Source organism: Paenibacillus salivarius (assembly GCF_051307165.1).
Taxonomy (GTDB): domain Bacteria; phylum Bacillota; class Bacilli; order Paenibacillales; family Paenibacillaceae; genus Fontibacillus.
In genome coordinates this window covers 4,473,904-4,498,887 of record NZ_CP195592.1, presented here as the reverse complement: position 1 = coordinate 4,498,887, position 24,984 = coordinate 4,473,904, and the positions used below count along the sequence as shown (strand labels likewise).

Annotated in this window: 22 protein-coding genes and 1 riboswitch; of the genes, 18 read left to right on the top strand and 4 right to left on the bottom strand. The window is 53.1% G+C overall.

The genetic code is table 11. The features are described 5' to 3' along the window. The first annotated feature begins 325 nt into the window (after positions 1-325). Both ACSFXJ_RS20810 and ACSFXJ_RS20805 read left to right on the top strand, forming a co-directional pair. On the top strand, positions 326-706 hold the full coding sequence (locus tag ACSFXJ_RS20810) for a hypothetical protein (RefSeq protein WP_435922268.1): 381 nt from the start codon (positions 326-328) through the stop codon (positions 704-706). A gap of 216 nt (positions 707-922) precedes the next feature. Next, positions 923-1,684, top strand: coding sequence for an SDR family NAD(P)-dependent oxidoreductase (locus ACSFXJ_RS20805; RefSeq protein ID WP_435925823.1), 762 nt, complete (start codon positions 923-925; stop codon positions 1,682-1,684). 64 nt (positions 1,685-1,748) lie between these two features. Here ACSFXJ_RS20805 and ACSFXJ_RS20800 read toward each other — a convergent pair whose 3' ends face one another. After that, on the bottom strand, positions 1,749-2,726 hold the full coding sequence (locus ACSFXJ_RS20800; RefSeq protein WP_435922267.1) for a hypothetical protein: 978 nt from the start codon (positions 2,724-2,726) through the stop codon (positions 1,749-1,751). Positions 2,727-2,934: 208 nt separating this feature from the next. Between ACSFXJ_RS20800 and ACSFXJ_RS20795 the strand changes: the two genes are divergently transcribed. The 8 genes from ACSFXJ_RS20795 to ACSFXJ_RS20760 all read left to right on the top strand — a co-directional run bounded on the left by ACSFXJ_RS20795 (position 2,935) and on the right by ACSFXJ_RS20760 (position 12,367). Beyond that, on the top strand, positions 2,935-3,696 hold the full coding sequence (locus ACSFXJ_RS20795; RefSeq protein ID WP_435922266.1) for a methionine ABC transporter ATP-binding protein: 762 nt from the start codon (positions 2,935-2,937) through the stop codon (positions 3,694-3,696). Continuing rightward, positions 3,689-4,369 (top strand): methionine ABC transporter permease, encoded by a 681-nt coding sequence (locus ACSFXJ_RS20790; protein ID WP_435922265.1) that lies wholly within the window; start codon positions 3,689-3,691, stop codon positions 4,367-4,369. The genes ACSFXJ_RS20795 and ACSFXJ_RS20790 overlap by 8 nt, the downstream gene beginning before the upstream one ends. A gap of 68 nt (positions 4,370-4,437) precedes the next feature. Beyond that, positions 4,438-5,319, top strand: coding sequence for a MetQ/NlpA family ABC transporter substrate-binding protein (locus ACSFXJ_RS20785; RefSeq protein WP_435922264.1), 882 nt, complete (start codon positions 4,438-4,440; stop codon positions 5,317-5,319). Positions 5,320-5,502: 183 nt separating this feature from the next. Next, a riboswitch (FMN riboswitch) is annotated at positions 5,503-5,658 on the top strand. 125 nt (positions 5,659-5,783) lie between these two features. Beyond that, the gene (locus ACSFXJ_RS20780) at positions 5,784-6,749 is read left to right on the top strand and encodes a DMT family transporter (RefSeq protein WP_435922263.1); all 966 of its coding nucleotides are present in this window, start codon (positions 5,784-5,786) and stop codon (positions 6,747-6,749) included. A 112-nt stretch (positions 6,750-6,861) separates the two neighbouring features. Then, positions 6,862-8,043 carry a GGDEF domain-containing protein gene (locus ACSFXJ_RS20775; protein ID WP_435922262.1) on the top strand — a complete coding sequence of 394 codons (1,182 nt, stop codon included), beginning with the start codon at positions 6,862-6,864 and terminating at the stop codon, positions 8,041-8,043. 48 nt (positions 8,044-8,091) lie between these two features. Next, complete coding sequence (locus ACSFXJ_RS20770) at positions 8,092-9,777, top strand: GDSL-type esterase/lipase family protein (RefSeq protein ID WP_435922261.1); 1,686 nt, start codon at positions 8,092-8,094, stop codon at positions 9,775-9,777. Between the two features lie 23 nt (positions 9,778-9,800). Further along, entirely contained in the window at positions 9,801-10,385 is a 585-nt protein-coding gene (locus ACSFXJ_RS20765) for a hypothetical protein (RefSeq protein WP_435922260.1), read from the top strand. Then, a complete protein-coding gene (locus tag ACSFXJ_RS20760; protein ID WP_435922259.1) occupies positions 10,385-12,367 on the top strand; it encodes an SH3 domain-containing protein in 1,983 nt (660 codons plus the stop codon). The genes ACSFXJ_RS20765 and ACSFXJ_RS20760 overlap by 1 nt, the downstream gene beginning before the upstream one ends. A gap of 41 nt (positions 12,368-12,408) precedes the next feature. On the opposite strand, the gene ACSFXJ_RS20755 is transcribed toward ACSFXJ_RS20760, so the two are convergent. Continuing rightward, positions 12,409-14,031: a glycoside hydrolase family 9 protein gene (locus tag ACSFXJ_RS20755; RefSeq protein ID WP_435922258.1), complete on the bottom strand. Its 1,623-nt coding sequence runs from the start codon at positions 14,029-14,031 to the stop codon at positions 12,409-12,411. A gap of 137 nt (positions 14,032-14,168) precedes the next feature. Between ACSFXJ_RS20755 and ACSFXJ_RS20750 the strand changes: the two genes are divergently transcribed. From ACSFXJ_RS20750 to ACSFXJ_RS20725, 6 genes are all read left to right on the top strand, one after another. Next, positions 14,169-14,930, top strand: a complete 762-nt coding sequence (locus tag ACSFXJ_RS20750) for a YwaF family protein (RefSeq protein WP_435922257.1) — start codon at positions 14,169-14,171, stop codon at positions 14,928-14,930. After that, the gene (locus ACSFXJ_RS20745; RefSeq protein ID WP_435922256.1) at positions 14,914-15,423 is read left to right on the top strand and encodes a mismatch-specific DNA-glycosylase; all 510 of its coding nucleotides are present in this window, start codon (positions 14,914-14,916) and stop codon (positions 15,421-15,423) included. The genes ACSFXJ_RS20750 and ACSFXJ_RS20745 overlap by 17 nt, the downstream gene beginning before the upstream one ends. A 157-nt stretch (positions 15,424-15,580) precedes the next feature. Further along, entirely contained in the window at positions 15,581-16,351 is a 771-nt protein-coding gene (locus tag ACSFXJ_RS20740; RefSeq protein WP_435922255.1) for an amino acid ABC transporter substrate-binding protein, read from the top strand. 22 nt (positions 16,352-16,373) lie between these two features. After that, positions 16,374-17,033, top strand: a complete 660-nt coding sequence (locus ACSFXJ_RS20735; RefSeq protein ID WP_435922254.1) for an amino acid ABC transporter permease — start codon at positions 16,374-16,376, stop codon at positions 17,031-17,033. A gap of 11 nt (positions 17,034-17,044) precedes the next feature. Next, complete coding sequence (locus ACSFXJ_RS20730; RefSeq protein ID WP_435922253.1) at positions 17,045-17,803, top strand: amino acid ABC transporter ATP-binding protein; 759 nt, start codon at positions 17,045-17,047, stop codon at positions 17,801-17,803. Positions 17,804-17,971: 168 nt separating this feature from the next. After that, entirely contained in the window at positions 17,972-19,102 is a 1,131-nt protein-coding gene (locus tag ACSFXJ_RS20725; RefSeq protein ID WP_435922252.1) for an SGNH/GDSL hydrolase family protein, read from the top strand. A 508-nt stretch (positions 19,103-19,610) separates the two neighbouring features. On the opposite strand, the gene ACSFXJ_RS20720 is transcribed toward ACSFXJ_RS20725, so the two are convergent. Both ACSFXJ_RS20720 and ACSFXJ_RS20715 read right to left on the bottom strand, forming a co-directional pair. Further along, entirely contained in the window at positions 19,611-21,272 is a 1,662-nt protein-coding gene (locus tag ACSFXJ_RS20720; protein ID WP_435922251.1) for a response regulator transcription factor, read from the bottom strand. A gap of 8 nt (positions 21,273-21,280) precedes the next feature. Next, positions 21,281-23,089 carry a cache domain-containing sensor histidine kinase gene (locus ACSFXJ_RS20715; RefSeq protein ID WP_435922250.1) on the bottom strand — a complete coding sequence of 603 codons (1,809 nt, stop codon included), beginning with the start codon at positions 23,087-23,089 and terminating at the stop codon, positions 21,281-21,283. 166 nt (positions 23,090-23,255) lie between these two features. On the opposite strand from ACSFXJ_RS20715, the gene ACSFXJ_RS20710 reads away from it, so the two are divergent. Further along, positions 23,256-24,137 carry a carbohydrate ABC transporter permease gene (locus ACSFXJ_RS20710; protein ID WP_435922249.1) on the top strand — a complete coding sequence of 294 codons (882 nt, stop codon included), beginning with the start codon at positions 23,256-23,258 and terminating at the stop codon, positions 24,135-24,137. Further along, a complete protein-coding gene (locus ACSFXJ_RS20705) occupies positions 24,137-24,967 on the top strand; it encodes a carbohydrate ABC transporter permease (RefSeq protein ID WP_435922248.1) in 831 nt (276 codons plus the stop codon). The genes ACSFXJ_RS20710 and ACSFXJ_RS20705 overlap by 1 nt, the downstream gene beginning before the upstream one ends. The last annotated feature ends 17 nt before the right edge of the window (positions 24,968-24,984 follow it).

Here is a 24,984-nt window from a genome sequence, read left to right as displayed (position 1 = left end):
ACCGGCCCTTGTTGCCGTCAGCACCGCCATCTTGTTGGCCAGTATCGCCTTCGTTGGAAAATATCCAACGGAACAGCTGCCAAGCAGGCAATTTTATCGGCTTCATTGGATTTTATCCAACGAAATAGGCATCAAGCGGGAGAATTACCGCTGTTTTTCATAAAATGATTGGATTTTTTCCAATGAAGTGGCTCATTTGGTCAAGTTGAAGAGCCGCCCGTTGGAAAAATTCCAACGAAGGGAACCTGCAATGAGACATTTTTGCAAATTAAACCTCATATGTGCGCTGTATGCATGTATTTTCGTCATGATCTCGGAGTACTTGATGAATGCTTATGGGATCTATGAAGCTACCGGTTCGGGCGAAGGATCGGGAGAACGAATCATCAAAACCCTTTTGTGGGGTGCCGTCTGCATCCTTTCGGTTGCCTGCGTAATCCTTGTTCATGTATGGATGAAAAATAGACCCTCCGTCTTCTGGGCGGCACTGCTTTGGTTCCCGTACGCCCTCTTGCTCATTTGGTTGATCGGACATTTGGGACCTGAGCGTCACCCGGCTGACAGCGGCAATTATGCCGCCGGTTTGATCATTCTGCTTATGGCCGTAGGGTACCCTTTTTTTGTCGGATTGGCGACCCTGATCGGCTTTGCCTGGCCTTCGAGGATTCGCTCTTCGGACGCAAAAGTTCCTAAGCAAACGCCATAGCTGAACGCGCAGGATCTATACAGTGCCTTACATGTAAGCAGCATCATCCACGGTAAATTGCTTGAACAGTTTCATCCCCACTGTTTGAGCAATGTTGTGATAGAATACGGGGCGGGAGCGGCAAGCGGCATCTGGGCGGGTTATGGTGGCAAACGTCCGAACTGGAAGTGGACAGCCGGAAACATTAGAATAGAGGCGAGAGGAGACGAGAACGACATGAATATCGATTTGACCGGAAAAATAGCGCTGATCACCGGAGCCACGGGGCAACTCGGCCGGGTGATGGCAAGAACGCTCGCTCAGTGCGGAGCGAAGATTGCGATTCACTATGCGAACAATGAATCGAAGGCCCGGGAGCTTTTGGAGGAGATTTCGGAAGCCGGCGGACAAGCTGTTATCGTCCGTGCGGATATTACCAAGGAAGCGGAAATTCAGGCGATGAAAAATAAAATCAAGTCGGAACTCGGCGATCCCGACATCGTCGTTGCGAACGCGGTCGTCCAATATGCCTGGACTTCCGTGCTGGAGCAATCGCCGGAGGATTACGTAAGCCAGTTCGAGTCCTGCGTCCTGCAGAGCGTATACCTGGCGAAAGCTTTTATCCCGGCCATGATCGAAAAGGGCGGCGGACGATTGATCGGCATCAATACCGAATGCGCCATGCAGAACTTCCCCGGACAATCCGCCTATACGGCCGGCAAACGCGGGATGGACGGCGTGTACCGGGTACTGGCCAAAGAGGTCGGACCGCATCAAATTACGGTGAACCAGGTGGCGCCGGGCTGGACCATCAGCGAAAAAGACTACGGCGTGGCCGATCTGAACGATGCCTCCTATGTGGAACAGGTGCCGCTGAAACGCAGAGGAAAGGACCAGGATATCGCCAATGCGGTCGCTTTCCTGGCATCGGATTTGGCCGGCTTCATTACAGGTGCCTATATCCCGGTCAATGGCGGGAACGTCATGCCGGCTATTTGACGGACAAACAACAAAAAAAAGAGCATTGCCTGGGCACATTCTTCCAGCAATGCTCTTTTTTTGTTTAGTTCACGAGCTCTTCGCGTAATTTATCCAGAGAGTTCGAAGGCTTGTAGTTGTTTTTGGCGGTAGCTTCCATGAATTGCTTCAGTTTCCCAAGCAGCGGGCTGGAGTCGATATCCGCCTTTTCGAGCACTGAAGTATACGCCTCCTTGGCTTCGGGCTCCATCATGCCGTTGTCATAATCGAACAGCGGCGTATTGTTGCCTCCGTAGAAGACCGCCAACTTATAATACCCCAGCAGGGTTTGCGCTTCCTTGATCCGCTTCGAATCGGGATACCGCACGGTAAAGGCTTCGGCCGCGAGAGCGCGCTCCAACAATTCATCCCATCCGATCGACAAGGCCGCGTCACTCATAAACCGGTCATCCGATTCTTTGGCTTTCAGCTGTATATAAGCGGCGACTTCTTCTGTTGCCTTGTCGGCATATTTAGCCGTTACCCTGTAATCCGGATCAGGTGAAAACATGCCCTCCCTCGTATCCACGAGATATCCGGAATCACGGGTTTCCGTGAGCAGTGCCTTCATCTTTTCATCGCTCGCCTTGCCGATCACTTCATCGAGAGTTTCATCGTAATTATAGATTTCCGCAAGCCTCTCCTGCGTATCTCCTTCATAAAACCGGTCCACGAGACCGCCAAGCTCCTTGATCTGCGTATCTTCCAAAGCAAGCAGCATGTCGGACACCTGTTCCTTGGACAAGCTGCCGATATGTTCGTCGAGGAAATCGAAGGCTTCCGGAAGCTTGCCTCCTTCCGCCAGCAAGGCGTTAAACTCAGTCACCAGCCGGGCGGAATCCGTATTTTCCGGTGCATTTCCGTCCTGCGGGTTTAGCTCATTTTGATTTTGATTTATTCCATTTTCTTGATTTGAGGGTTGACCTGTTTGTGCGGGTTCGGCATGGTTCGTGCATGCGCCAAGCGTCAAAGCGGCGGCAAGCGTGAAAGCCACGGCCAGTCTTCGCCTGTAAAGGGACGTCATTGAACGATTCCTCCTTTATGTCGGTCCATTCCTATCCGTATTTTTTAACGTCTGCGGGAAGAGAAATGTTGCAATGATGATACACAATTAATAATTGGTGACACAGAAGGGTAATTGCTCTATAATCAAAAGGAAAACGACCACTAAAACAGGTTTGTTAAATTATTAATACAATTAGCATGGTGCAAACCGGATGGGGGGGAGGCCTTTGATTTCTCTTCAAGACGTAAGTAAAAGCTACGCATCCCGCGAGGGGGGCTTTACCGCGGTGCACCCTTTGACTCTTACGATCGAAGAGGGAGCGGTGCATGGGATTATCGGTCCCAGCGGGGCAGGAAAATCGACGCTGCTGCGAATGATGAACTTGCTGGAGATACCCGATCGGGGCAGCGTGACGATCGACGGGCAGGATTTGCTTCGGCTTCCGGAGGGTCAGCTGCGGCTGGCCAGGCGGAAAATCGGCATGGTGTTTCAGCAATTTCACTTGCTTCATAACCGGACCGTGAGCGGCAATGTCGCCGTTCCGCTGGAGCTCGCCGGCATGCCGAAAAAGCAGCAAAAGGAACGGGTTCGGGAATGCCTTCGATTTGTCGGATTGGAGGATAAGGCGAAGGAGTACCCGGCCCGGCTCAGCGGCGGACAGAAACAGCGGGTCGCGATCGCCCGTGCGCTTGCCCACAAGCCATCGGTGCTGCTCTGCGACGAGCCCACCTCTTCGCTCGATCCGGCCACGACGTCGGAAGTGCTGGGGGTTTTGAGGCATATCAATGAAGCGCTTGGGGTCACGATCGTGATCGTAACTCACGAGATGGACGTGGTGAAGGCGATTTGCCGGGAGGTGTCCGTTATGGAGCAGGGCCGTCTGACGGACCGCTTCAAGCTGGAAAAGCGGGCGGAGCAGACCGAATTCCGCAGGCCGCCGTCATACCGGGAAATGCTGCTGGGGAAAGCGGGGCAGGCCGATGTTTGATTTTTCCGTCATGCTCGATAAATTCATCCAGTATTGGCCGCAGATTGCCGACGCGATCGGGGAGACCTTCCTGATGGTCGGCATCTCGGTCGCAGCGGCGCTGTTGCTGGGCCTCCCGCTGGGGACGATGCTGTTTCTGACCGCGAAGGGCCAGCTCTACGAAAACCGGACATGGTCCGCGATACTCGGCGGTTTTGTCAATGTGGTGCGGTCATTTCCTTTTTTGCTGCTGGTCGTGTTCCTTATTCCTTTCACCCGGTTTTTGATCGGAACGGCGATCGGCACGCTTGCCGCTTCGGTTCCGCTTGGAATCGTGGCCATCGCGATTTATGCCAGACAAGTGGAGCAATCCCTGCTGGAAGTGCCGAAAGGTGTGGTGGAAGCGGCCCGTTCGATGGGAGCTTCGAGGCTAGCGATCATCCGCAAATTTTTGTATGTCGAAGCTCGCTCCGGTTTGGTGCTTGGACTGACGACCTCGACGATCAGCTTTATTTCGTATTCCACCGTCATGGGTGTCGTGGGCGGAGGAGGGGTCGGCGATTTTGCGATCCGTTACGGCTATCAGCGGTTTGAAACGGAACTAATGGCGGCCGTCATCGTGCTCATGATTATTTTGGTGCAGCTGGTTCAATACACCGGAAGCAGGATCGCGAGATGGCTGGACCGGCGGTGAAGAAAATTCTGGAGAAACATCAGCATGTTAGAAAGAGAGTAAACCGAAAATATTGGAGGGTGTTTGAGATGAAAAAAAGTTGGATGTTTGGACTGCTTGCCTTGGTGCTTGCGATTGTCGTAGCGGGATGCGGCAACGGAAACGGAAGCGGCAATAGCAAAGGTAACGGTAATGCACCGGGAGAAAATACCGCGAATCAGGGGGATAACCCCGCCGCCAAAAACGAAGAAGTAACGTTGAAGGTCGCGACACTGATTCCGCCGATGACGGACATCTTGGAGATCGTGAAGCCGATTCTCAAAGAAGAAGGCATCAACCTGGAACTCGTCGTGCTGTCGGATAATGTCCAGCCGAATGACGCGCTGGCGAACAAGGAAGTGGATGCGAACTTTTTCCAGCACATTCCTTACATGAACCAGTATAATGAAAGCACGGGCAGCAAGCTCGTCGGCATTCAGCCGGTCTACCACGCGGTATACGGCGCGTATTCCAAGCGTTACAAATCAATGGAGGAATTGCCGGAAGGGGCGACGATCGCGATCGCCAATGATCCTACGAACACCGGGCGCTCGCTTGTCATGCTGGAGAAGGCCGGCGTGATTAAGCTGAAGGAAGGCGTAGGAATCAATGCGACCGTGGCCGATATTACCGAGAACAAAAAGAATTACAAGTTCGAAGAAGTCGATTTGCTGATGCTGGCCCGGATGCTCGATGATGCCGATCTGGTTTTGATGACCCCGGCCTATGCCAGCCCGCTTGGATTGACGCCGAAGAAAGACGCGCTGCTGACGGAAACGACCGAATCCGCATTTGCTATCACGCTGGTGGCCCGCGAGGACAACAAGGATTCCGAACCGATCCGTAAGCTGGCAGAGGCTATTTCGGGTCCTGAAGTGAAGGCATTTTTGGAGAAGGATTACAGCGAGATCGCCATTCCGGCTTTTGAATAATCCACTATCAAAAAATTAGTAGGTTACAAAACGAATATTTTTATGTATAATGGTTGTAAATTAGATTGATTTTCATAAAATAAATCATAGGTTGTTTTCATTGTGACGTATGTTACAGAATTGGCTTTCTGGGCGTACTAATATGAAATCAACCCATGCAACACCACACTAAATAAAATGAATATGGATCTTCGGGGTAAGGTGAAATTCCTGACCGGCGGTGATAGTCATCCGAAAGGATGCTTCAGCCCGCGACTCGCTGTTTTCGATATGGAAGACGGCGACTGATCTGGTGCAATTCCAGGGCCGACGGTAAAGTCCGGATGGGAGAAGATCAATAAGTAAGCATGCGGCAGAAAATTGCTTTGACGCAAGCTTATTTGATCAGCCCCTGTTTACATTGACATCCGTCAATGACAGGGGTTTTCTGCGTAGACCCCATATTCAAGAAGGAGTCAAGGAATATGGAAAATGCATCAAGTGTCAGAGTTCAGGTAAATTCTTCGCTGCCGTTGTCGAAGGCCCGCCCCAAGAGCGGCTTTTGGCTGGTCGTTTTGGGAGCCGCGCTTTGGGGCGTGGATCCGCTGTTCCGTCTTATTTTGCTTAAATCGATTACGTCCGCTCAGCTCGTACTGTTGGAGCATATCCTCATTGCCTTGTGCGTAGCCCCGATTCTATGGAAAAACCGTGCCGAGCTTAAAGGGATCGGCTGGAAACAGGGGGGCGCCTTGCTCTTTATCTCCTGGGGGGGCTCCGCGATCGCGACGATTTTGTTCACGCTCGGGCTGGCGCATGGGAATGCGAACGCCGTGCTGCTGCTGCAAAAGCTCCAGCCTTTGTTCGCGATCATATTGGCGCGCTTTTTGCTGAAAGAGTCGCTGCCGCGCCATTTTTCGGCGCTCTTCATCGTTGCGCTGGCAGGGACCTACCTGCTGACCTTCGGTTTTGATATCCCCTTCGGGCACTGGAATGATTTTGTTCAGGTAGGAAGCTTGTTGTCGCTCGGGGCGGCCGCGCTTTGGGGCGGGTCGACCGTAATGGGACGCCTGATGGTAGGCCAGATGAAGTACGAGACGGTCACCTCGCTCCGGTTTATTTTAGCCCTGCCGCTGCTTCTCGCCATCACTTGGAATGAAGGAGCCGCTTGGCATCTGCCCGGGGACGGAGCCGGAATCGCCGCCTTCTCCTTGAACTTGGTGGGGCAGGCGCTGCTGCCGGGACTGCTTAGCCTGCTTGTCTATTATAAAGGGCTGACCACCACGAAAGCGTCTGTGGCAACGCTGGCCGAGCTCAGCTTCCCGATGGTGGGCGTGCTGATCAACTGGATCGCGTTCCAGCAGGTGGTTACGTTGGCCCAAGCGTTCGGTTTTATCCTGATTTGGGCGACGCTATTCGTGATTTCGAGACAGGATAATGCAAAAACCGCTTAAAATAGATATAAAAATTAGAGGATTTTCGATCTCCATTGTCGGAAATCCTCTTTTTGTTTATACTTAAAATTTGGAAGATGGATTCGATCTATAGAATGGATGATCCGCATATATGTTGTTTAATCTCGATATGAATACCGTATATATATTGCTGGCGCTGGGCCATCTTTTTACCGTGATCCTTGTAACCGCCTACAGAAATGGACTTCCTCGGGATCGGGCCGTGAATGCTTTTTACGCGGCAAAATGGTTTCAAGCGTTGACCTGGGCGATCATGGCGTTTGACTGGAAAGCCATGCCTTTTCTGGCTGCCGCGAATTCGATTTATTTGCTCGGTACCGCCTTGGAAACGATGGCGCTGCTGAGAGTGGCCGGCGGATACAGCCGAAGGTACGGCAAAGCTTATTTTTTCCTCATTGTTACCTCTATTTTCGTATACAATCTGATCGTTATGTTCTGGAATTTGGAGAGTCTGCGGATCACGGTCGTATCTGTGACCATCGCCCTCTTTCTGCTTCCGCCCGTGCTTGTCATGATTCGCGGGAAGAAGCGGACAGCCCTCAAGCTAACCGTGGGATATTTGTATCTGATCGTTGCGGCCGGCCTTTTGATCCGCTCCATCGTGGTGTGGACATCCAGCATGGAGGTCTCGGCGTTTGAGCCGAGTCTTTACCAGAACCTCTCCTTTCTCTCCCTATTTTTCAATATGATGCTCGGCAATGTCGGATTCGTGCTCTTATCCAAGGAGAAAGCCGATATGGAACTGCTTAAGCTTGCGAGTTACGACGATTTGACGGGGGCGATGAACCGCCGGACGTTCGTGCTTGGGGCAAAGCGGATTTTGGGCATATATGAAAAAAATCGGAAGCCGGTCTCTTTTCTGCTGCTGGATCTCGACGAGTTCAAAACGATCAATGACACGCACGGTCACGACGCAGGCGATGAGGTGCTGCAGAATTTCAGCGACAAGATTCGAAGGGAAATGAATCCCGGGGATTTGCTCGGAAGGTACGGGGGCGATGAATTTGCGATCCTGCTTCCTGGTGCGGACGAACGCAGGTCGGACGAGTTTGCCGAAGCGCTGCGCTGTGCCGTGGAGCGTGACGGTACGGTTGATAACGGATCGGAAAACACGAAGATCGACTACACCATAAGCATGGGAATCATTACGGTCGTGCCGAAGGCGGAGGTTCCGCTGGAGAGGCTGTACAAATTATCCGATAAGGCCCTTTATCGGGCCAAACAGGCGGGGAGGAATCGCGCCGCCAGAAGCCGGTTGGAGGAATACGAGTGAAGGGACGGCCTCGAGGCGAGGCGGTTTGAGAAGATGTGAATCCTAATTGTGAAAGGCGTGGAAATGATGATCGATCTGTCCGAACCCTTGTTGAGCATTCCCGAGCGGAAACGAATCGTATTTCTGGGTGACAGCATCACCGAAAACGGGGCCTACATCCGATATCTTGACGCATATTTCCTCAAATATATGCCGGACCGCCGGCTTGAACTGATCAATCTGGGCGTGGGCAGCGAAACGGCGGCAGGGACGCATGAAGAAAGCCACCCGTTCCCCCGTCCTTGCGTTCATGAACGGTTGGAACGGGCGTTGGCGGAGACCGAGCCGGAATGGGTGTTCCTTTGCTACGGGATGAATGACGGGATATATCACCCGTTTTCGGAAGAGCGGTTCGAGCTTTACCGCGAAGGCATGATGCGGGCGGCCAAACGGGTGGAAGAAGCGGGAGCGAGAGTGATCCTGATGACGCCCCCGGCATATGACGTGAAATCTATTAACGGCGAGGCCAAGCCGGAAGGAATGGCGGATTACGCGTTCGAAACGCCTTATGAGGATTACAACGGGGTTCTTGGTACATATGCCTCATGGATCAAGGAATTTGGGGCGAAGCAGGGTTATACGGTAGTGGATTTACGCGAACCGTTAATGGAATTTATCCGCATGCGGCGTGAAGCCGACCCGGCATACAAATATAATGACGGAGTCCACCCGGAGGATGACGGCCATTGGGTCATGGCCCGGGCGGTTCTGAAGGATGTCTTCCACATTGTGCTGGATCGGACGCCGGATTGGGCCCAGTCCATGGAAGGATCGTTCATTCGCGCCGTCAGCCGCCGCAGGGATGTGCTGAACGCGGCATGGCGCGAGCATGTGGGACATTGCAGTCCGTATAAATTCGAGGCTTTGCCGCTTGAAGAAGCGCTGAATGCGGCGGATGCGATGCTTGCGGAGATTGCCCGGGCCGCCGAGGAAGAAGGCGGGGCGGTGGAGATAACCCGCTGCAACTGGAACGGATATGTGCGGAACGATTTTTATTTCCGCGGCCGCGAGTGTGTTTTGGTGGAGCCGAAACATCCGGCCCCGGGACGGCCATGGATTTGGCGGTGCGAGTTTTTCGGCGCGTTCGCGGATGCCGACTTGGCGCTTGTGGAGCAGGGGTGGCATCTCGCGTATATCCGGCTAAGCGATCTTTACGGCTGCGGCTATGCGGCCGGCGAAATGGAAAGCTTTCGCGCCATGCTGGCCGCGGAATATGATTTGAACGCAAAGCCGGTGCTGCTCGGCTTCAGCCGCGGCGGTTTGTACGCGCTGCGGTATGCGGCGATGTTTCCCGAACGGACGGCCGCGCTCTATCTGGATGCGCCGGTCGTCGACATTCGCAGTTGGCCCGGCGGTCTTGGCAAAGGGCCGGGCTCTGCGGCGGAGTGGCGGGATTGCCTTGCCGTGTACGGACTTACCGGAGCGGAGGAACGCGCCGGGGGCGTGACCGACGGGCTGCTGGCATCGCTCGCTTCTGCCGCGAAATCGGGGGTAGACATCCTGCTTGTATCGGGAGATGCCGACCGGGATGTTCCGTTTGAGGAGAATGGCGCCTTGCTGGAACGAAGTTACCGGGCCCAGGGAGGCAACGTCTTCACGATCTTGAAGCCTGGAGGTGATCATCATCCTCACGGTTTGCCGGATACCGGGCCGGTCGTCGAATTCATTCGCGAAAGAGCGGAATATTTAGATTGAGGGATTTGAAAGGGGGAAGGGCAATGTCTACGGCATTGTTCGATGCATTATTTACCGGATGGGAAACCGCGGGGCTTCGTCAACGCATTTACGCCTATCCGGACGTCATGATGAACGGAGTTCAATTTCGAACCGGAAGCGGGGAATATGTAGGTTCGATTCAAGAAAGCGTTCTTGGCGATGCGATTATCAATTCGGATCACGAAGTGGTAGGTTATGCAGGCGAGAACATTATGGGCGGCACATCCATTCAGTTTACCGACGGAGGCACGATCAACGGGATTGATAACATTTACGGCGGGGAAAACTTCTATGATCTCGGCGATTTGGTCGGATACACGCAGCCGAATATGACCGGCGGGATGGATCTGATGTCCCCGGACGGCGAGACGCTTCTGTCCGGATCCGAGGGCATGTTCGGCATGGATTTTACCGTGGCGTCAGGGTCGGCGTTCGACGGATTGGATGCACTGGATGCTTTTGACGGTATGGAAGGCTTGACCTTTATGTCCGATTTGCATGATTTGAACGATATGACGGATGTGATGGATCTGATGGACGTGCTCGATTCCATGGATACGTTGCATTTGTTGACGAGTTGGTTCTGATGGCTTTGACATCATCAGCGCCGCAGCATGCATCCAAATCAGCCCCGCCCCGCGGAGACGAACTGTTTCGGACTGCCGAAGAGGATATGCGCCGATGGGAATTGGACCTCAGGTACAAGCTGCCTGGGCCGGTAGTCGAAGAAATTATCGGTTTGGCCAATTTGCGCACAAATGAAAAATTCGACCAAATCGTCGGCGTGTTATCCGGAAGGTACGATCAGCTGAAACGGTTGTACGAGAAATTTGCCGCCGTTAAGGATCAAAACGAATACCGGGAATGCCTCAAGCGCTTTTTTGAGCTGGTCCATCCTCGGGATGTATTGACCGAATTGAAGACCGTATTGACGTTTCCGGAAATTCGGACGAACTATGAGCTTTTTATCGAACAATGCGCATCCAGGCCCTATGGAGAAGTGTTCGCCAGGTACCGGTGGAATGAAGAGGTGTACGTGCGGCTGGAGGCCGGCATATTGACGCATTCCAAGCGTTTGATGGAGGCCCTGGAGAAGCATGCCCGTCAAATTGCGGACCATGTCGATTTGCTGGAGGATATGAAGGACAGCGCGGTCGGGAAAGGGATCATCAAAATCGGTTCCAGAGTGGCAGGCTCGCTGTTGGCCGGACCGATCGGCTCTTTGGCCGCACGCGGACTGACCAGTTTGTTTATGGAGGACGATCGCGAGAAAATCCCGGCATCCCTGGAGCGGGTAGAGGCGCAGTGGAATGCTTTTTCCGATACGCTGGACGAATTTATCCTTGAGACCCGGGTGATATACCGTTATGTTCTCTTGACGCTTTACGGAGGAACCCTGCTGAAGGTTCAGGAGGATCTGCATGCAAGACAGCTGCGGATCGCCGACATCAATTTGCTGGACCATGTCTTTTTGCTGGAACTGACGGAAGAGGAGACCCAAAGGGTGTTGGAATGGGCTGAATCGTCCGGACGTAAAATCGAGCAGGCGATCATGGACAAGCAATCGGATGCGGCCCTTTCCGCTTCTCAGATTTTCTATCAGGCGGTAGCTTCGAGCAGCGTACATTCCGGCGTTCTTGTCCGGGAAAACCGTAGCTTGCTGTACCAGGCCAACTTGTATAAGGCGGCCGCCATTTGCTTGAAAGCTTCCGAGTTTGCGGCTCAGGATCCGCAACGATTTGCGGGGTTGCTGCAGCAGTATTATTTGCAGGCTCCGATGCTGGTTAATGATAAGGATATGGAGCTGTGGCTCTCCGAAACGCTGCTTCCCTTGTCATTGAAGTACATACATATCAGCCTATCCGCAAAAAATGACGATGCCCTGCTGGCCATGGCCGACTATTTTGAACGGATGTTTGAGCGGACCGGGAAACATTTGATGTGGACTGGCGAACAAGTATCCGGCGAAATGGATACGTTAGTCCTGCTGCTGAACCGGATGTTGTTCAAAAATAAGCCGTCACAGCGTCCACTTGCGGAGGCCATGCGGGAAGAGCTGCCGAATCCTGAGGCATTAAAACAGCTTGCCTCCCGCTATACGGCCTTTTCGACGGAAGATGCATTTGCCCGGGAGCTTCGAAACGGGAAGCAGGAGCTCATCGGATTCCGGATCGGTAGCGTTCTATTTGCACCCGTGCGGTGGGTTATCAGGCATTGGAAGCTGACGATGGCAGCCGCTATTTTGGGGGTAGGCGTATACGGGTACGCAGCAGGATGGTGGCAATCGCTGCTGCCGGATTCGGCCGCCCCGAAAACCGAGGAACGGGCGGTACAGGATGTTCCGGACAAGGCCTGGTCAACCTCATCCGTTACGGTGACGGCGGAACAGGCCAACGTCAGGCTTGGACCGGGGACCGAATACGAAGTTGTGGAGGTCGTCAATAAGGGAGATTCGCTGGTCTTTTTGCAGGAAACGTTGATGAGCGAGGGCGGCGTCGAGTGGTTGAACGTTGAACTCCCCGACGGAAGGACAGGCTGGATCAGCGGTAAAATCGTGGACCCGTCATAAAAAAGAGGCTCCGGCGTTCTGTCGCCGGAGCCTTCCCTTGTTTATTTTACGAAATGAGAAATGACGAATACGGCCGGCGAGTTCCAATAGATCGTGACTTCATTCCCCGCATAGCTCAGCTCGTCATCGATAAAGCACTGCGCGGGAGCCTTGCCCTGCAGATGTTCTCTCATGCAGTCGTCGTTCAGTCCGCGGTTCGGGCCACCGGCGACAAGGCCGGGAACCGGGTCGGCGACGTTATCCCCCACGGAAGGGCGATGATGCGGGTGCATGACCGGACGGTCGCCGAATCCCGTGACATAGCTGATATCAAGCGGATTGCGCCCCAGCAGGTAGTGAACATGGTCCAGGGCGATCGCTTCATAATCGGCATTGCCGCTGAGATGGTAGGCCAACAGGAGGAGCATCGCCCGGTTCAAGAGGACCATGTTGCTGCCCCATATGTAGTCGTCCGGGGTAAGGGATGTCGCGTAACCGTCGGATTCGCTGATCGCGGCAAACCTGTCGGCCTCCTCAAGCAACCCGTCTCTTAACCGGTTGTATAGCCCTTGATCCGTCTGTTCCTGCCCGGCAAACAAGTAGGCGATCGAGCCGTAAGCGCCCATATCGGCCCAACCCAGTTCGTATTTCGGAAACTCCTTTCCGGCCAACGCTTTGAACGCTTCATGATAGGAAGGCTCCCCGGTAGTCCGGTAAAGCTCAGCCGCCGCCCAGTAGCGTTCATCGAGATCCGTCTCGTCCCCGTATTCGCCGGTCCCGACATCCTGCGGATTTTTGAACCCCGGCACGTTCGGGTGGCTCTCCAGCCACCGCCAGGCCCGTGTTGCGGCGCTTAGGCACCGGTCGGCAAAAACGCCGTCAAACCGGCGATATACCCGTGCCGCCATAGCCATCACGCCGGCAAAACAGCCGGTCGCGGTTGCCGATACCGGGAGGAAGTACAGATCGGCCAAATCATCCTCGGGCATGACATCCAGGGCCGGAAACTGCTTGGTCGTCAATTTGTGAAAGGCGCCCCCGGTCTTTTCATCCTGCATTTTAAACAGCCATTCCAGTTCGTAGCGACATTCGTGCAATACGTCCGGAATCCGGCCGTCCGTTTCGGGAACGGGGATCGGTCGGCTGAAAGCCTGCGGATAAAGCTCGTAGGCGAGCAGCAGATCGGCGACCGCCTTGGCGCCGGGACCGGTGTATTTGCCGTAATCTCCGGCGTCATGCCAGCCGCCGGCGCTATTCAGCTTGCGCTGCGGATCGTCATGCACGATACCGTCCGCGAGATGGCATGCTTGATGATGCCAAGGGCCGGCAAATTCGGGATCGAGATCCATGCCGCAGCGGAAGAGATAGAAAGCTTTGAGCAGCCCGAGCTGTAAATCCGCATAAGGATTTTCCGCGATGACAAACGGCGACGAAACTTCCCCGTCCATACGGACATAATAGGAGCCTGGAACCGTCAGCGCGGAAAAGTCTCCGGTGCACACCTCCATCCCGGAAGCCTCGTCAAATTGCAGTTGTCCGGTTTCTCCGCGGTACGCGACTTCGTTTGTTTCCGAGTGGATCACTTCGAATGTACCCGACTTAAGGGCGCTGATTACGGATTTGCCTTCGTTTTCCGGATAGCCGATCTGATTGACCGCGAGAATCCGCTGTGTAGCTTCGCTCATTAAAAATCCCCCATTCCCTGTTATAATAGATGTTTACATGAACCTGTTTAAAATATATCGTAATGGATGAAAGCGTTTCAAGCACCCTTGTTGCATAAACATGGCGTTTCCGCGACAAGGATCCGAAAGGAGATCATATGGGAGCCGATAAGTTTATTTCCCCGGGGAACGCTCCGGATTTTACGATGTTTTCCGCTGCGCATCTCTTGTGGCTCGGGTTGCTGCTTATTCTCATCCTCGCGCTTTATTGGACGAGAGGGGCGATCCGCTCGCACAGAGGATGGCGAAGGGCGGTGCGGTTCGGCTTGTTGGCGGTTCTTCTTTTGTCCGAAATCAGCTTGAATCTTTGGTATTTGACGCAGGATGTATGGGATATCCGCCATACCCTTCCCCTGGAGCTTTGTTCCATAACGCTGCTGCTTTCCATCGTGATGCTGTGGACCCGGAGCAAAGGATGGTACGAAATTTTGCTGTTTGCCGGTATCGGAGGGGCTCTTCAGGCGTTTGTCACGCCGAACCTCGCATACGGATTTCCGCATTTCAGGTTTTTTCAATTTTTTATCGCCCATTCAGCGATTATTTTGGCGCCTCTGTATATGACCTGGATCGAACAGGTTAAGCCTTCCTGGAAATCCGTATGGAAAACTATGCTGTTTTTGAACGTAGTGGCACTCGCAGTCGGCCTCTTGAACGCGGCGATCGGTGCCAATTACATGTTCCTTCTACATAAGCCTGATACGCCTTCCATTCTCGATATGCTGGGGCCGTATCCCTTTTATTTGCTGGCGGAGGAAGCCATTGCTTTGCTCATTTTTACGGTTATGTACACGGTATTTTTCATGTTTCCGGATAAACTGAGGAGCAGGAGGTCGAATCGCAACTATGAACGGAGTGCCTGATCATTTGGATTACGGCTTGAACGTCGTGTTTATCGGATTTAACCCCAGCCCCAAATCGGGGGAATCGGGACATCATTATGCGAATCCCCGGAACAATTTCTGGCGTATCCTGCATCAATCGGGTCTCACGCCGCGCTTATACCGGGCCGAAGAAGACGGAGACTTGATCAAGCTCGGGTACGGCTTTACGAATATCGTGGCGCGACCGACCCGGGGCGTCGAGGATATCACGCGCGGGGAGTACAAGGAAGGCCGGTTGATTTTGCGTGAAAAGCTTGCAAGATTCCGTCCCAAAGTTGCCTGCTTTGTCGGAAAAGGGGTGTATACGGAGTACAGCCGGCGACCCCGGGCGGAATGGGGATTTCAGGAGGACGGCGTCGTCGATGGGATACTCGATTTCGTCGCGCCTTCGTCCAGCGGGCTGGTACGGATGCGGATGGAGGAGATCGTGGACATTTACGGCCGGCTTGCCCGATTTTTATCTGAGGAGTAAAAAGCCTATCAATCTCTGAAAATACCGCCCCTCCATTTTTGGAAAATCATCCTCTCTCTCGACTCTTTCTTGGTAGTATGGTATCATGAGAGTCTGATAACGTATTAACGAACTAAAGCGCATGGCGCTTGTGAACATGACGGGGGAGAGATTGAAGATGAAAAAGAGTGCTATGTTGGTCGTTGTATTGGGAATGCTGCTGGCCGTCCTGGCGGGATGCTCCGCTTCCGGTAAGGACGATAACAAACTGGTCATCGGGATTGACGATAAATTTGCGCCGATGGGTTTCCGGGACGAGAATAACGAAATCGTCGGCTTTGATATCGATTACGCGAAAGCGGCGGCCGAGAAGATGGGCATGGAACCTGTTTTTCAGCCGATCGACTGGTCCGCGAAGGAATCCGAACTGAATAGCGGACGGATCGATCTGATCTGGAATGGTTACACCATTACGGAGGAGCGTAAAGGTAAAGTGCTGTTTACCAAGCCGTACCTGAAAAACAGCCAGGTCATCGTTACGTTGGCGGATTCGCCAATTTTCGCGATCAGCGAGCTGGCGGGCAAGGTCGTCGGCCTTCAATCGCTGTCGTCCGCGGCGGATGCCTTGAACGAAAATCCGATTAAGGGCGAAATTAAGGAAGTCACCGAATTTAAAGACAACGTGCTTGCATTAAGCGATTTGAAGAACAAACGCCTTGATGCGGTCGTCATCGATGAGATTGTGGCCCGCTATTATATGGCTATGGAAGAAGGTACTTTTAAGCTGCTGGAAGAGTCTTTGGCTCCGGAGGAATACGGCATCGGCGTGAAAAAAGGAAACGAAGCATTGCTGGACAAGCTGCAGAAGGCGCTGGATGAAATGAACGAGGACGGTACGGCGGCTAAAATCTCGGAAAAATGGTTCGGAGAAGACAAGGTTCTGAAATAGGAACCGGTGTAGGAGAATATTTATGAGCTTGGATTATGTCCTCGATATCACGGGGCCGATGCTGGAAGGAGCAAAAACGACCGTCCTGTTGTTCTTTTTGGCGATCATAACCTCCATTCCGCTCGGATTCGTATTTACGTTAATGGTCAAGAGCCGGTTCAAACCGCTGTCATGGCTGGCGAATGCCTATATTTACGTCATGCGCGGTACGCCGCTCCTGTTGCAGATGCTGTTTTTCTGCTTCGGTCTTCCGGTCATTCCGGTGATCGGCGAATATTTGGTCATGGACCGGTTTGCGTCCGCCTGCCTCGCGTTTACGCTGAATTACGCGGCTTATTTTGCCGAGATTTTCCGCGGCGGGCTGCTGTCGATCGACAAAGGGCAATATGAAGCGGCCAAGGTGCTGGGCCTCGGTCGCTGGCATACGACGACCCGGATCATTCTGCCGCAGATGTTCAGAGTTGCCCTTCCGGCAATCTCGAACGAGTCGATCACGCTGATAAAAGATACGGCGCTGCTGTATGCGGTGGCTGTTCCGGAGCTGCTGCATTTTGCCCAAACCGCGGTGAACCGCGACTTTTCGATCACGCCGTTCGTGATCGCGGGCATCCTTTATTTATTGATGACCTTGGTGCTGACCTTGCTGTTCAAACTGCTGGAACGGAAATTCAAATTTGAGTAATGGGAACATAAATGATGAGCGAAAATAATGCGATTATTGAAGTAACCAATATGCGTAAATCCTTCGGCAACTTGGAAGTGTTGAAGGATGTGTCCTTCCGCGTGGCGCCGAGCGAGGTTGTGGCCGTGATCGGTCCTTCCGGCTCCGGAAAAAGCACGATGCTGCGCAGCCTGGCCCACCTCGAAGAGGTGGACGGAGGCAGCGTCCGGATCGGCGGCGAGTATTTGGTCAGGGACGGGAAATATGCGGCCGGACCGAAAATCAAACAAATGACGTCGCGGATGGGCATGGTATTTCAGCATTTTAATTTATTTCCCCATCTGACGGTAAGGGGAAATCTGGAACTGGCTCCGAAGCTCATGAAGAAGCTGCCTCCGGAGGAAATCCGGAAAAAGGCGGGAGAGCTGCTGGAGAAGGTCGGCCTTCAAGATAAGGGCGATGTTTATCCCGCCAATTTGTCCGGCGGCCAGAAACAGCGGGTGGCGATTGCCCGGGCGCTGATGATGAGCCCGGAGATCCTGCTGTTCGACGAGCCGACGTCGGCGCTGGATCCCGAATTGACCGGCGAGGTGCTGCAGGTCATGCGCCAGCTCGCCGAGGAGGCGATGACCATGGTCGTCGTCACGCACGAAATGGGCTTTGCCCGCGAGGTTGCCGATCGGGTTATGTTTATGGCGGACGGCGAATTCATCGAATCGGGAACGCCGGACGAGTTGTTCGGAAATCCGCGGCATGAGCGGACCAAAGCGTTTTTAAACCGGGTGCTTTAAGGAAGCCCCGGTTTTTTGCCGTGTTTGCCCGGAAATTCGCATCTTCTGCACCCAGCGACTTTCTCCCTATAAGCAAAACGAGGAAATTTACGGATTTGCTCGCCAGATGAGAGACTTTTTTTGTACAATGGAGTCTGGTAAGCAACAACGCGAATGGGGAGACTTGAAATGATGAACGAATATGTGTCTGCAACGGCAGTGTCTACTGCGGCAAATTTTATTATAGATTGCGAGGTTGCATTTACGCATACATACCGGACATATGTCCGGCTGCAGGAAAACGGGAGGCAGCAGCTCCGCTTTTGGTTCAGCAATGCCATCGATTCGACCTGGGATAAGGGAGCGGTGGCCGAGGGCGGGCAGCTTGGCGGCGACTGGCTGATTGAAGCGGCTTTTGTGGCGGACGGAGGAACGGGAAAAGACGGGAGCGTCGTTTCCGGTACCCAAGTCCCGCTCACGTTCGACGGAAGCACGACGAGACTGGTCCGCCCCGGAGAGAAATTCTGGAGCGACCCCGTGGAATTGAACCTGCCCGAAGGGCATGACCTTGCGTTTACTTGGACGATTGCGGCGGGCTCGGGCCGGTCGGTGCCGTACAACTGCGAACAGATGCTGGTGACGGCATATGACGCTCCTGGCAAGCATGCGGAGGAAGAAGAAGCCGGGGCTTTTACCTTGTCGGAAAACCGGCTGGTCATGCCCTCTTTTATCGGGTGCAAAAAGGAAAACGTTCGCCGGATGGTCTTTTTTGGAGATTCGATTACTCAAGGCGTCAGAACAGCGAAGGACGGATATGAATATTGGGTAGCCCGGATCGCCGACAAGCTGGGTTCGGAATATGCGATATGGAATATCGGTTCGGGCTGGGCGCGGGCGTATGATGCCGCTGCGGACAAGGCATGGCTGAACAAGGCGAAGCAGGGCGATCAAGTTCTGATCGCGCTCGGCGTCAATGACCTGGATATCGGCGAGCGGAGCGCGGAACAGCTTCTCGGTGACTTGACGACGATCATCTCGTTGTTGAAGGCTAACAATCCTGCGGTCGACATTATCCTGTTCACGGTGCCTACGTTCAATTTTAGCGAAAAACGGGAACAGGAATGGCGCAAAGTCAACGAGACGATCAGAACGGCCCCTCCCGAAGGCGTGAGCCGGGTATTCGATATCGCTGCAATCCTGTCGCAACCTGCGCCTCTTGACCATCGGCTGCGTCCGGAATATATGAGCTCGAAGGATGATCCGCATCCAAACGGGTTGGCGGGCAAAGCGGTTTCCGAAGCTTTCTTGAACTGGTACTAAGCGCATTTATCACATTCTAACGGTTGCCATAGACGTTATTCTATCCGAATCGCACATTTTCTTTTTTTAACGGTTGTCACGAAGCTTATTCTGCCTTTACAAGCCGGATTCTCGCCTCTTAAAGGGAAATAAGCGCAATCATAACCGTTAGATCAGCAAATCAACGATTTTCGGCCGATTAACGTCGCAGGCAACCGTTAGAAATCCGTTTTAGAAGCAGGCATCAATTTTCTAACCGCATTTTGTACTTGTCCCGCAATACCTTAGTTCAGCATCCTCATTTACAACATCCTCAGAGTTTCACACCGCCTGCAGTTCCACCGCGCTCAGTCCCATCGTCCTAACTTTAGTCTCTCTCACATCTCAGTCCGCACATCTCAGTCCGCACATTTCACTCCGCACATTGCATTCCGCATATCTCAGTCTACACACCTCAGTCCCGCACACCAGCTTGCTACGATCTTCGTCTTCAGCTTTTTGGCCCAGTCTCCACATATACCCGGCGGCATTACAATTTAAGCTTGCTCCGGTAATCGCGCGGGGATTCTCCGGTCTGCTTTTTGAACACTTTGCTGAAATATTTCACGTCATGGATTCCGACCATCTCGGCGATCTGCTGCATTTTCAAACTCGGGTTGAGCATAAGCCTTTTCGCTTTATCGATCCGGTATTCGGCGAGATAGTCCGAGAAGTTAATGCCAAACTCCTGCTTGAATTTCCGGGAGATATATTCACGGCTCACATAGAAATGGCTGGCGATATCCTGCAGCGATATTTCCGAACCGTAATGCTGTTCGATATACGTGATAATGTCGCGGATCGTGTGTTTTTCCCGGGGCTTGTGCTCCGAAATCTCCAGGGCGATCCGGTCCATGAACGAGCTGGACCAGTCCTGCCAGGCAAAGGCGGAGAAAGCATAAGCGTTGATCAGGGGAGGAGCCTGCTCCGCATCACTTTGTTCAAGGGAAGACAATGCGCCTTCCGCTTCCTGGCCGAGCGTTTCGCGCAGGAGGCCAAGCCGGAAGGACAGAACGTCGTTCTTCCATGCTTCGAGCATTTCGGGCGTGACGATACCGGCCCGGCATAACGTCTCGACGCCGTGGTGCGCGGCCGCATCGATTTGTCCGGCGTCACCGCTGAGCACGGCGGTTTTCCATTCCTCGCGCACGCTCGCAAACAAGGAGACCCCGCCGCTAACGCCGCCGCCTTCCCCCGCGTCCCGGGCCTCCCTAGGCTCCAAAGCGGGACGCTGGAGGAAGTGGACGTACTGGTCGGGTTCCAGCAAATTCCGGCGGCGAACGGCACCCAGCGCCTGGGCATATTGAGCCGGAAGGCTATGGGGAAGGGGGCCGGTTGCCGCCACGCCGACATGGACCCTCCGCTGAAACGTATCGTACAGCCCTTCATTGATGCGGGCGATCAGCTCCGGTGCTTGTTCCGGCCGGTCCCATAGCAAAATAGGTACTTCCAGCGGCATGCCCCAATGCTTAAAAGCGATTCCCAGCCGTTCCGGCAGCAGAAACTCGTTACATATATTTATAAATGCGAAGCTAAGCAGCTCGCTGTCGTTTCCGAACCGGCCGAACAGCGCTTTATCTCCCGGATCGATCTGAATCAGCAGCAGCCGGGCGGCCTCCTTGTCCTCGGGGACGACTTTCTCCAAGCGAAGGCGTTTTAAGGTGCTTTCCGCGGATCCGGGATCATCGATCAGTGAAGATAACAGCTTTTCGCTATAAACGGGCTTGATTTCGTTCAAACGAATGCTTTGCTGCTGCTGCTCCAGCCGCTCACGCTCTTCCCGGCGCCAGCCGAGAATGGCTTTCTCCACAGCCGCGTTGATCGCCTCGGGATCGATCGGCTTCAGAATATAATCAATCCCGCCATGCCGCACCGCGCTTCGCACAAATTCAAAATCATCATGGCCGCTGATCACGATGAATTTGACGGATCCCGCGTGTCCGTTCACCCATGCCATCAGCTCCATGCCATGGCCCGCTTCCATCATCATGTCCATAATGACCAGCGCGGGTTTATATTTTTGAATCATTTCGATCGCTTCATTCCCGCCGCCGGCTTCCAGCACCTCGTCGATTCCGTGCCGTTCCCAGTCGACGAGCAGCCTGACCGCCTTTCTTACTCTGGACTCATCATCTACAATTAATGCTCTCATGGTCTCATTCACTCTCCGACTTCTTTAGAATCCCTGAAAATAATTTCAATCCTGACTCCGCCCGACTCCATATTGGTCGCGATTAATTCTGCGTCTTCGCCGTAAACGAGACGAAGGCGGGTCAGCACGTTGGCAAGGCCGATAGAGGTGGACTGTTTGCCGTGACGATCCTCTCCGGGTTTTACCTGCTCGGCCCCCGACAAGCTTAAGTTGTTTTGCAGGCGAAGCAGCTTGTCCTCCGGTATGCCGGCGCCGTTGTTTTCCACCGCGATGCGAATTCGGCCGTCCTCCAGCCGGTCTGCGGTTAAGCGGATCCAGCCGTCGGATCGTTGTTTGTCGATCCCGTGCTTGAAATAGTTCTCCGTAATCGGCTGCAATATCATTTTCGGCATTTCCACGTCCAATAACGAATCCTCGATTTCATACTGAAAAGTAAACCGGTTCTCAAAGCGTTCCTTTTGCAGCTGGATATAGGCTTTTACGTGTTCCAACTCGTCATGGAGCGTTACGTTACCATCCTCGTTATTCATGCTGTAGCGCATCATCTTTGCGAGCGAGGATATCAGCGCATAAATTTGCGGCACATTCAGCTCAAGGGCAAGCGTACCGATGATCTGCAGCGTATTGTTCAGGAAATGAGGATTAATCTGGGCCTGGAGCGCACGCAGCTGATTGTTTTTGTTTGTCAGCTCCAATTTGTACTCCCGCAAAATCAGATTGTTGATCGTATCCATCATTTCCCGGAACCTTTCCGTCAACACGCCCACCTCGTCGTTCCCCGCGGGAACGATATCGACCTGGAGATTTCCGGTCCGAATCTGGCTCATGTATCGGGAAAGCCGCTTGATCGGCGAGGTAATGCGAATGGAGATCACGATCGTTGCGGTAATAATCAGGAGCAGGGCGACTCCGAACAAAACGAGGTTAATTTTAGCGGCCTCGTTCGCTTCGCGAAGCAGGAAGGATTCCGGAATTTGCTTGACCAGCATCCAGTCCGCGCCGGAGCTTTGAATGCGCTGATAAACAAAGACGGAACCGTTCCGTTCGAAGGAGCCGAATTCTTCCTCGGCCTCCTCGGCCAATTTATCGAACCAGGGCTCCTCCAACGGTTTCCCGATCAGCTCGGTTTTGTCGGTATAAACGAGATTACCGCCAGAATCTACAATATATAAATTTTCATTATTCCGGTCATACAGCTGGTCTGCGATTTCTTGAAGGGCCGATAGTTTTATATCGATCGACAAATAACCGATCGCCTCGATCGAAGGAACTTTCTCGATCCTCCGGTGCAGGGTAAAAACCTCATCGGTGACCGGCGGCATGAAAGGGGCAGGCAGCCCGTAATGATGGCTTTCGTGCGATGTTTCCACATAAAGCGGTTTGTCTCTCGGGAGGGCGGAAACCGGATACGGATCCGGAGCCTGCCAACGCTTCGGCGTGTCTTGGACAATAATCGTCGCGTGGTTGCCTTTAATGCCGTACAAGTAAACCTGAAAAATATCCGGCATCGCCTTGTAGATATAATTGAGCGAACTATAAATGCTGATTTGGGCGGAAATGTCGTCAACACCGGCTTCAAGCTGCCTGTAAAACTCCGAATCGGAATACACGCTGAGCGAGACCCGGTTGACCTCCTGCAAAAGGCTGTCGATGTTGCGATACCCCTGATACAGCAGGTTGGTATTTTCTTCAACCGCACGAGTCCTAAGCGAAGTCGTGGTGTGTGTATAGCTGATCCCTATGGCGGCCGCCGTAAAAATGACGATAGGCAGAAGCATAAAGACGATCAATTTGGTGCGAATACTGTTCCTTTTCATCCATAACACTTCCGATCAATATTTTACACCTTAGTGGTCACTTATGTCGGTGTTAGTCGAATCAAAATAATTACATAATAACACTATAGGAGATTGTTCAAAAAGTCATCTTTGATGATGAACAGATCAGGTTGTTTCAAAAGAGAGATGTAGGAGGGGGCCAATCATGCAAGGGAAAAAGTTATCTCAGGTTGGACAACAGGTCTTTTTCGTCGGCCCGGCTATTTTGTTTTTCACGTTAGTCATGATTATTCCGTTTTTAATGGGGATGTATTATTCCTTCACGGACTGGAATGGCGTATCGGGGGAAGTAACATGGGTCGGCTTCGATAATTTCGTCAAAATATTTAACGGGGACCCGGATTTCTGGAAATCGTTCTGGTTTACGGTGCGGTTTACGGTTATCGGCGTTCTGCTTACGAACTTGGTCGGATTCTTCCTCGCATATTTCCTGACCAAACCGCTTAAAACGCGCAGCGTGCTGCGGACGATCTTTTTTATGCCGAACGTCATCGGCGGTCTGCTGCTCGGCTTCATTTGGCAATTTATTTTTATTAAAGGTTTTGCGACGCTGGGTGATTCCACGGGCTGGTCTTTCTTCCAGTTGCCTTGGCTCGGCGACGCGACGACAGGCTTTTGGGCGATTGTCATGGTGTTTGTATGGCAATCCTCGGGTTATTTGATGGTTATCTATATCGCATCGCTCAGCAACGTATCCAAAGAAGTGCTGGAAGCTGCGGAAATTGACGGCGCGAGCCGGTTCCAGGTTCTGCGCAGCATCATCGCTCCTTTGATCATGCCAGCGGTTACCGTCAGCTTGTTCCTGGCCATCTCTTGGTCGTTTAAAATGTTCGACTTGAACCTCTCGCTGACGAAAGGCGGTCCGTTCAAATCGACGGAATCCGTTGCTCTGAACATTTACAACGAGGCGTTCCTGAACAACCGGTACGGGCTCGGCACGGCGAAAGCGCTGCTGTTCTTCGTCATCGTTGCGATCATCTCGCTCATTCAAGTGCGCATCACGAAGAGCAAGGAGGTTGAAGCGTAATGGAAGAAAGATCGCGCGGCAGAAATGTAATTATCGAGATCATTATGGCGCTTGTGGCGCTTCTGTTTCTTGCTCCGTTTTATTTTCTGTTCGCCAATTCGGTGAAATCGTTTGGCGAAATCTTAAAAAATGCGGCAAGCTGGCCGACGGAATTCAATTTTGACAACTATTCCAAAGCGTGGGAACTTGCCCGATTCTCGGAGGCGTTCCGTAACTCGGCGGTCATTACCGTCATCAGCGTCATTCTCATTACGCTGTTCAGTGCGATGGCGGCTTACCGCATGGTTCGCTCGAATACAAGATTCAACCGTGTTTTGCTGATGTTGTTCGTAATGTCGATGGTTGTGCCGTTCCAGACGATCATGATTCCGGTTTTGAAAATCGTGAACATTTTGGGCGTCAACAACAGCATTTGGGGACTGCTCCTGACCAACTTGGGTCTCAGTCTTCCGATGGCGATCTTCCTGTTCCACGGGTTCGTCAAATCGATCCCGCTGGAAATCGAAGAAGCCGCTACCGTCGACGGCTGCAATCCGATTACGGTATTTTTCCGGATCGTGATGCCGCTGCTTAAACCGATGATGATGACCATCATCGTGCTCAACGCTTTGGCGATCTGGAACGACTACTTGCTGCCGTCCCTGATCCTGCAAAAACCGTCGATGCGTACGATTCCGCTGGCGACGTACTCGTTCTTCGGACAATATACGAAGCAGTGGGACATGGCGCTGCCGGCGCTGGCCATCGGGATTTTGCCGATCGTCGTCTTCTACCTGTTCTTACAGCGTTACATTGTTGAGGGAATTGCGGCAGGCTCGGTAAAAGGTTAAACTCGATCAAGCCTGGC

What these genes read in the sequence shown, in the direction of transcription:
- ACSFXJ_RS20810 (WP_435922268.1), top strand. Translation starts at nt 326, where the DNA reads ATGAATGCTTATGGGATCTATGAAGCTACCGGTTCGGGCGAAGGATCG.
- ACSFXJ_RS20805 (WP_435925823.1), top strand. Translation starts at nt 923, where the DNA reads ATGAATATCGATTTGACCGGAAAAATAGCGCTGATCACCGGAGCCACG.
- ACSFXJ_RS20800 (WP_435922267.1), bottom strand. Translation starts at nt 2,726, where the DNA reads ATGACGTCCCTTTACAGGCGAAGACTGGCCGTGGCTTTCACGCTTGCC.
- ACSFXJ_RS20790 (WP_435922265.1), top strand. Translation starts at nt 3,689, where the DNA reads ATGTTTGATTTTTCCGTCATGCTCGATAAATTCATCCAGTATTGGCCG.
- ACSFXJ_RS20785 (WP_435922264.1), top strand. Translation starts at nt 4,438, where the DNA reads ATGAAAAAAAGTTGGATGTTTGGACTGCTTGCCTTGGTGCTTGCGATT.
- ACSFXJ_RS20780 (WP_435922263.1), top strand. Translation starts at nt 5,784, where the DNA reads ATGGAAAATGCATCAAGTGTCAGAGTTCAGGTAAATTCTTCGCTGCCG.
- ACSFXJ_RS20775 (WP_435922262.1), top strand. Translation starts at nt 6,862, where the DNA reads ATGTTGTTTAATCTCGATATGAATACCGTATATATATTGCTGGCGCTG.
- ACSFXJ_RS20765 (WP_435922260.1), top strand. Translation starts at nt 9,801, where the DNA reads ATGTCTACGGCATTGTTCGATGCATTATTTACCGGATGGGAAACCGCG.
- ACSFXJ_RS20760 (WP_435922259.1), top strand. Translation starts at nt 10,385, where the DNA reads ATGGCTTTGACATCATCAGCGCCGCAGCATGCATCCAAATCAGCCCCG.
- ACSFXJ_RS20755 (WP_435922258.1), bottom strand. Translation starts at nt 14,031, where the DNA reads ATGAGCGAAGCTACACAGCGGATTCTCGCGGTCAATCAGATCGGCTAT.
- ACSFXJ_RS20750 (WP_435922257.1), top strand. Translation starts at nt 14,169, where the DNA reads ATGGGAGCCGATAAGTTTATTTCCCCGGGGAACGCTCCGGATTTTACG.
- ACSFXJ_RS20745 (WP_435922256.1), top strand. Translation starts at nt 14,914, where the DNA reads ATGAACGGAGTGCCTGATCATTTGGATTACGGCTTGAACGTCGTGTTT.
- ACSFXJ_RS20740 (WP_435922255.1), top strand. Translation starts at nt 15,581, where the DNA reads ATGAAAAAGAGTGCTATGTTGGTCGTTGTATTGGGAATGCTGCTGGCC.
- ACSFXJ_RS20735 (WP_435922254.1), top strand. Translation starts at nt 16,374, where the DNA reads ATGAGCTTGGATTATGTCCTCGATATCACGGGGCCGATGCTGGAAGGA.
- ACSFXJ_RS20730 (WP_435922253.1), top strand. Translation starts at nt 17,045, where the DNA reads ATGATGAGCGAAAATAATGCGATTATTGAAGTAACCAATATGCGTAAA.
- ACSFXJ_RS20725 (WP_435922252.1), top strand. Translation starts at nt 17,972, where the DNA reads ATGATGAACGAATATGTGTCTGCAACGGCAGTGTCTACTGCGGCAAAT.
- ACSFXJ_RS20720 (WP_435922251.1), bottom strand. Translation starts at nt 21,272, where the DNA reads ATGAGAGCATTAATTGTAGATGATGAGTCCAGAGTAAGAAAGGCGGTC.
- ACSFXJ_RS20715 (WP_435922250.1), bottom strand. Translation starts at nt 23,089, where the DNA reads ATGAAAAGGAACAGTATTCGCACCAAATTGATCGTCTTTATGCTTCTG.
- ACSFXJ_RS20710 (WP_435922249.1), top strand. Translation starts at nt 23,256, where the DNA reads ATGCAAGGGAAAAAGTTATCTCAGGTTGGACAACAGGTCTTTTTCGTC.
- ACSFXJ_RS20705 (WP_435922248.1), top strand. Translation starts at nt 24,137, where the DNA reads ATGGAAGAAAGATCGCGCGGCAGAAATGTAATTATCGAGATCATTATG.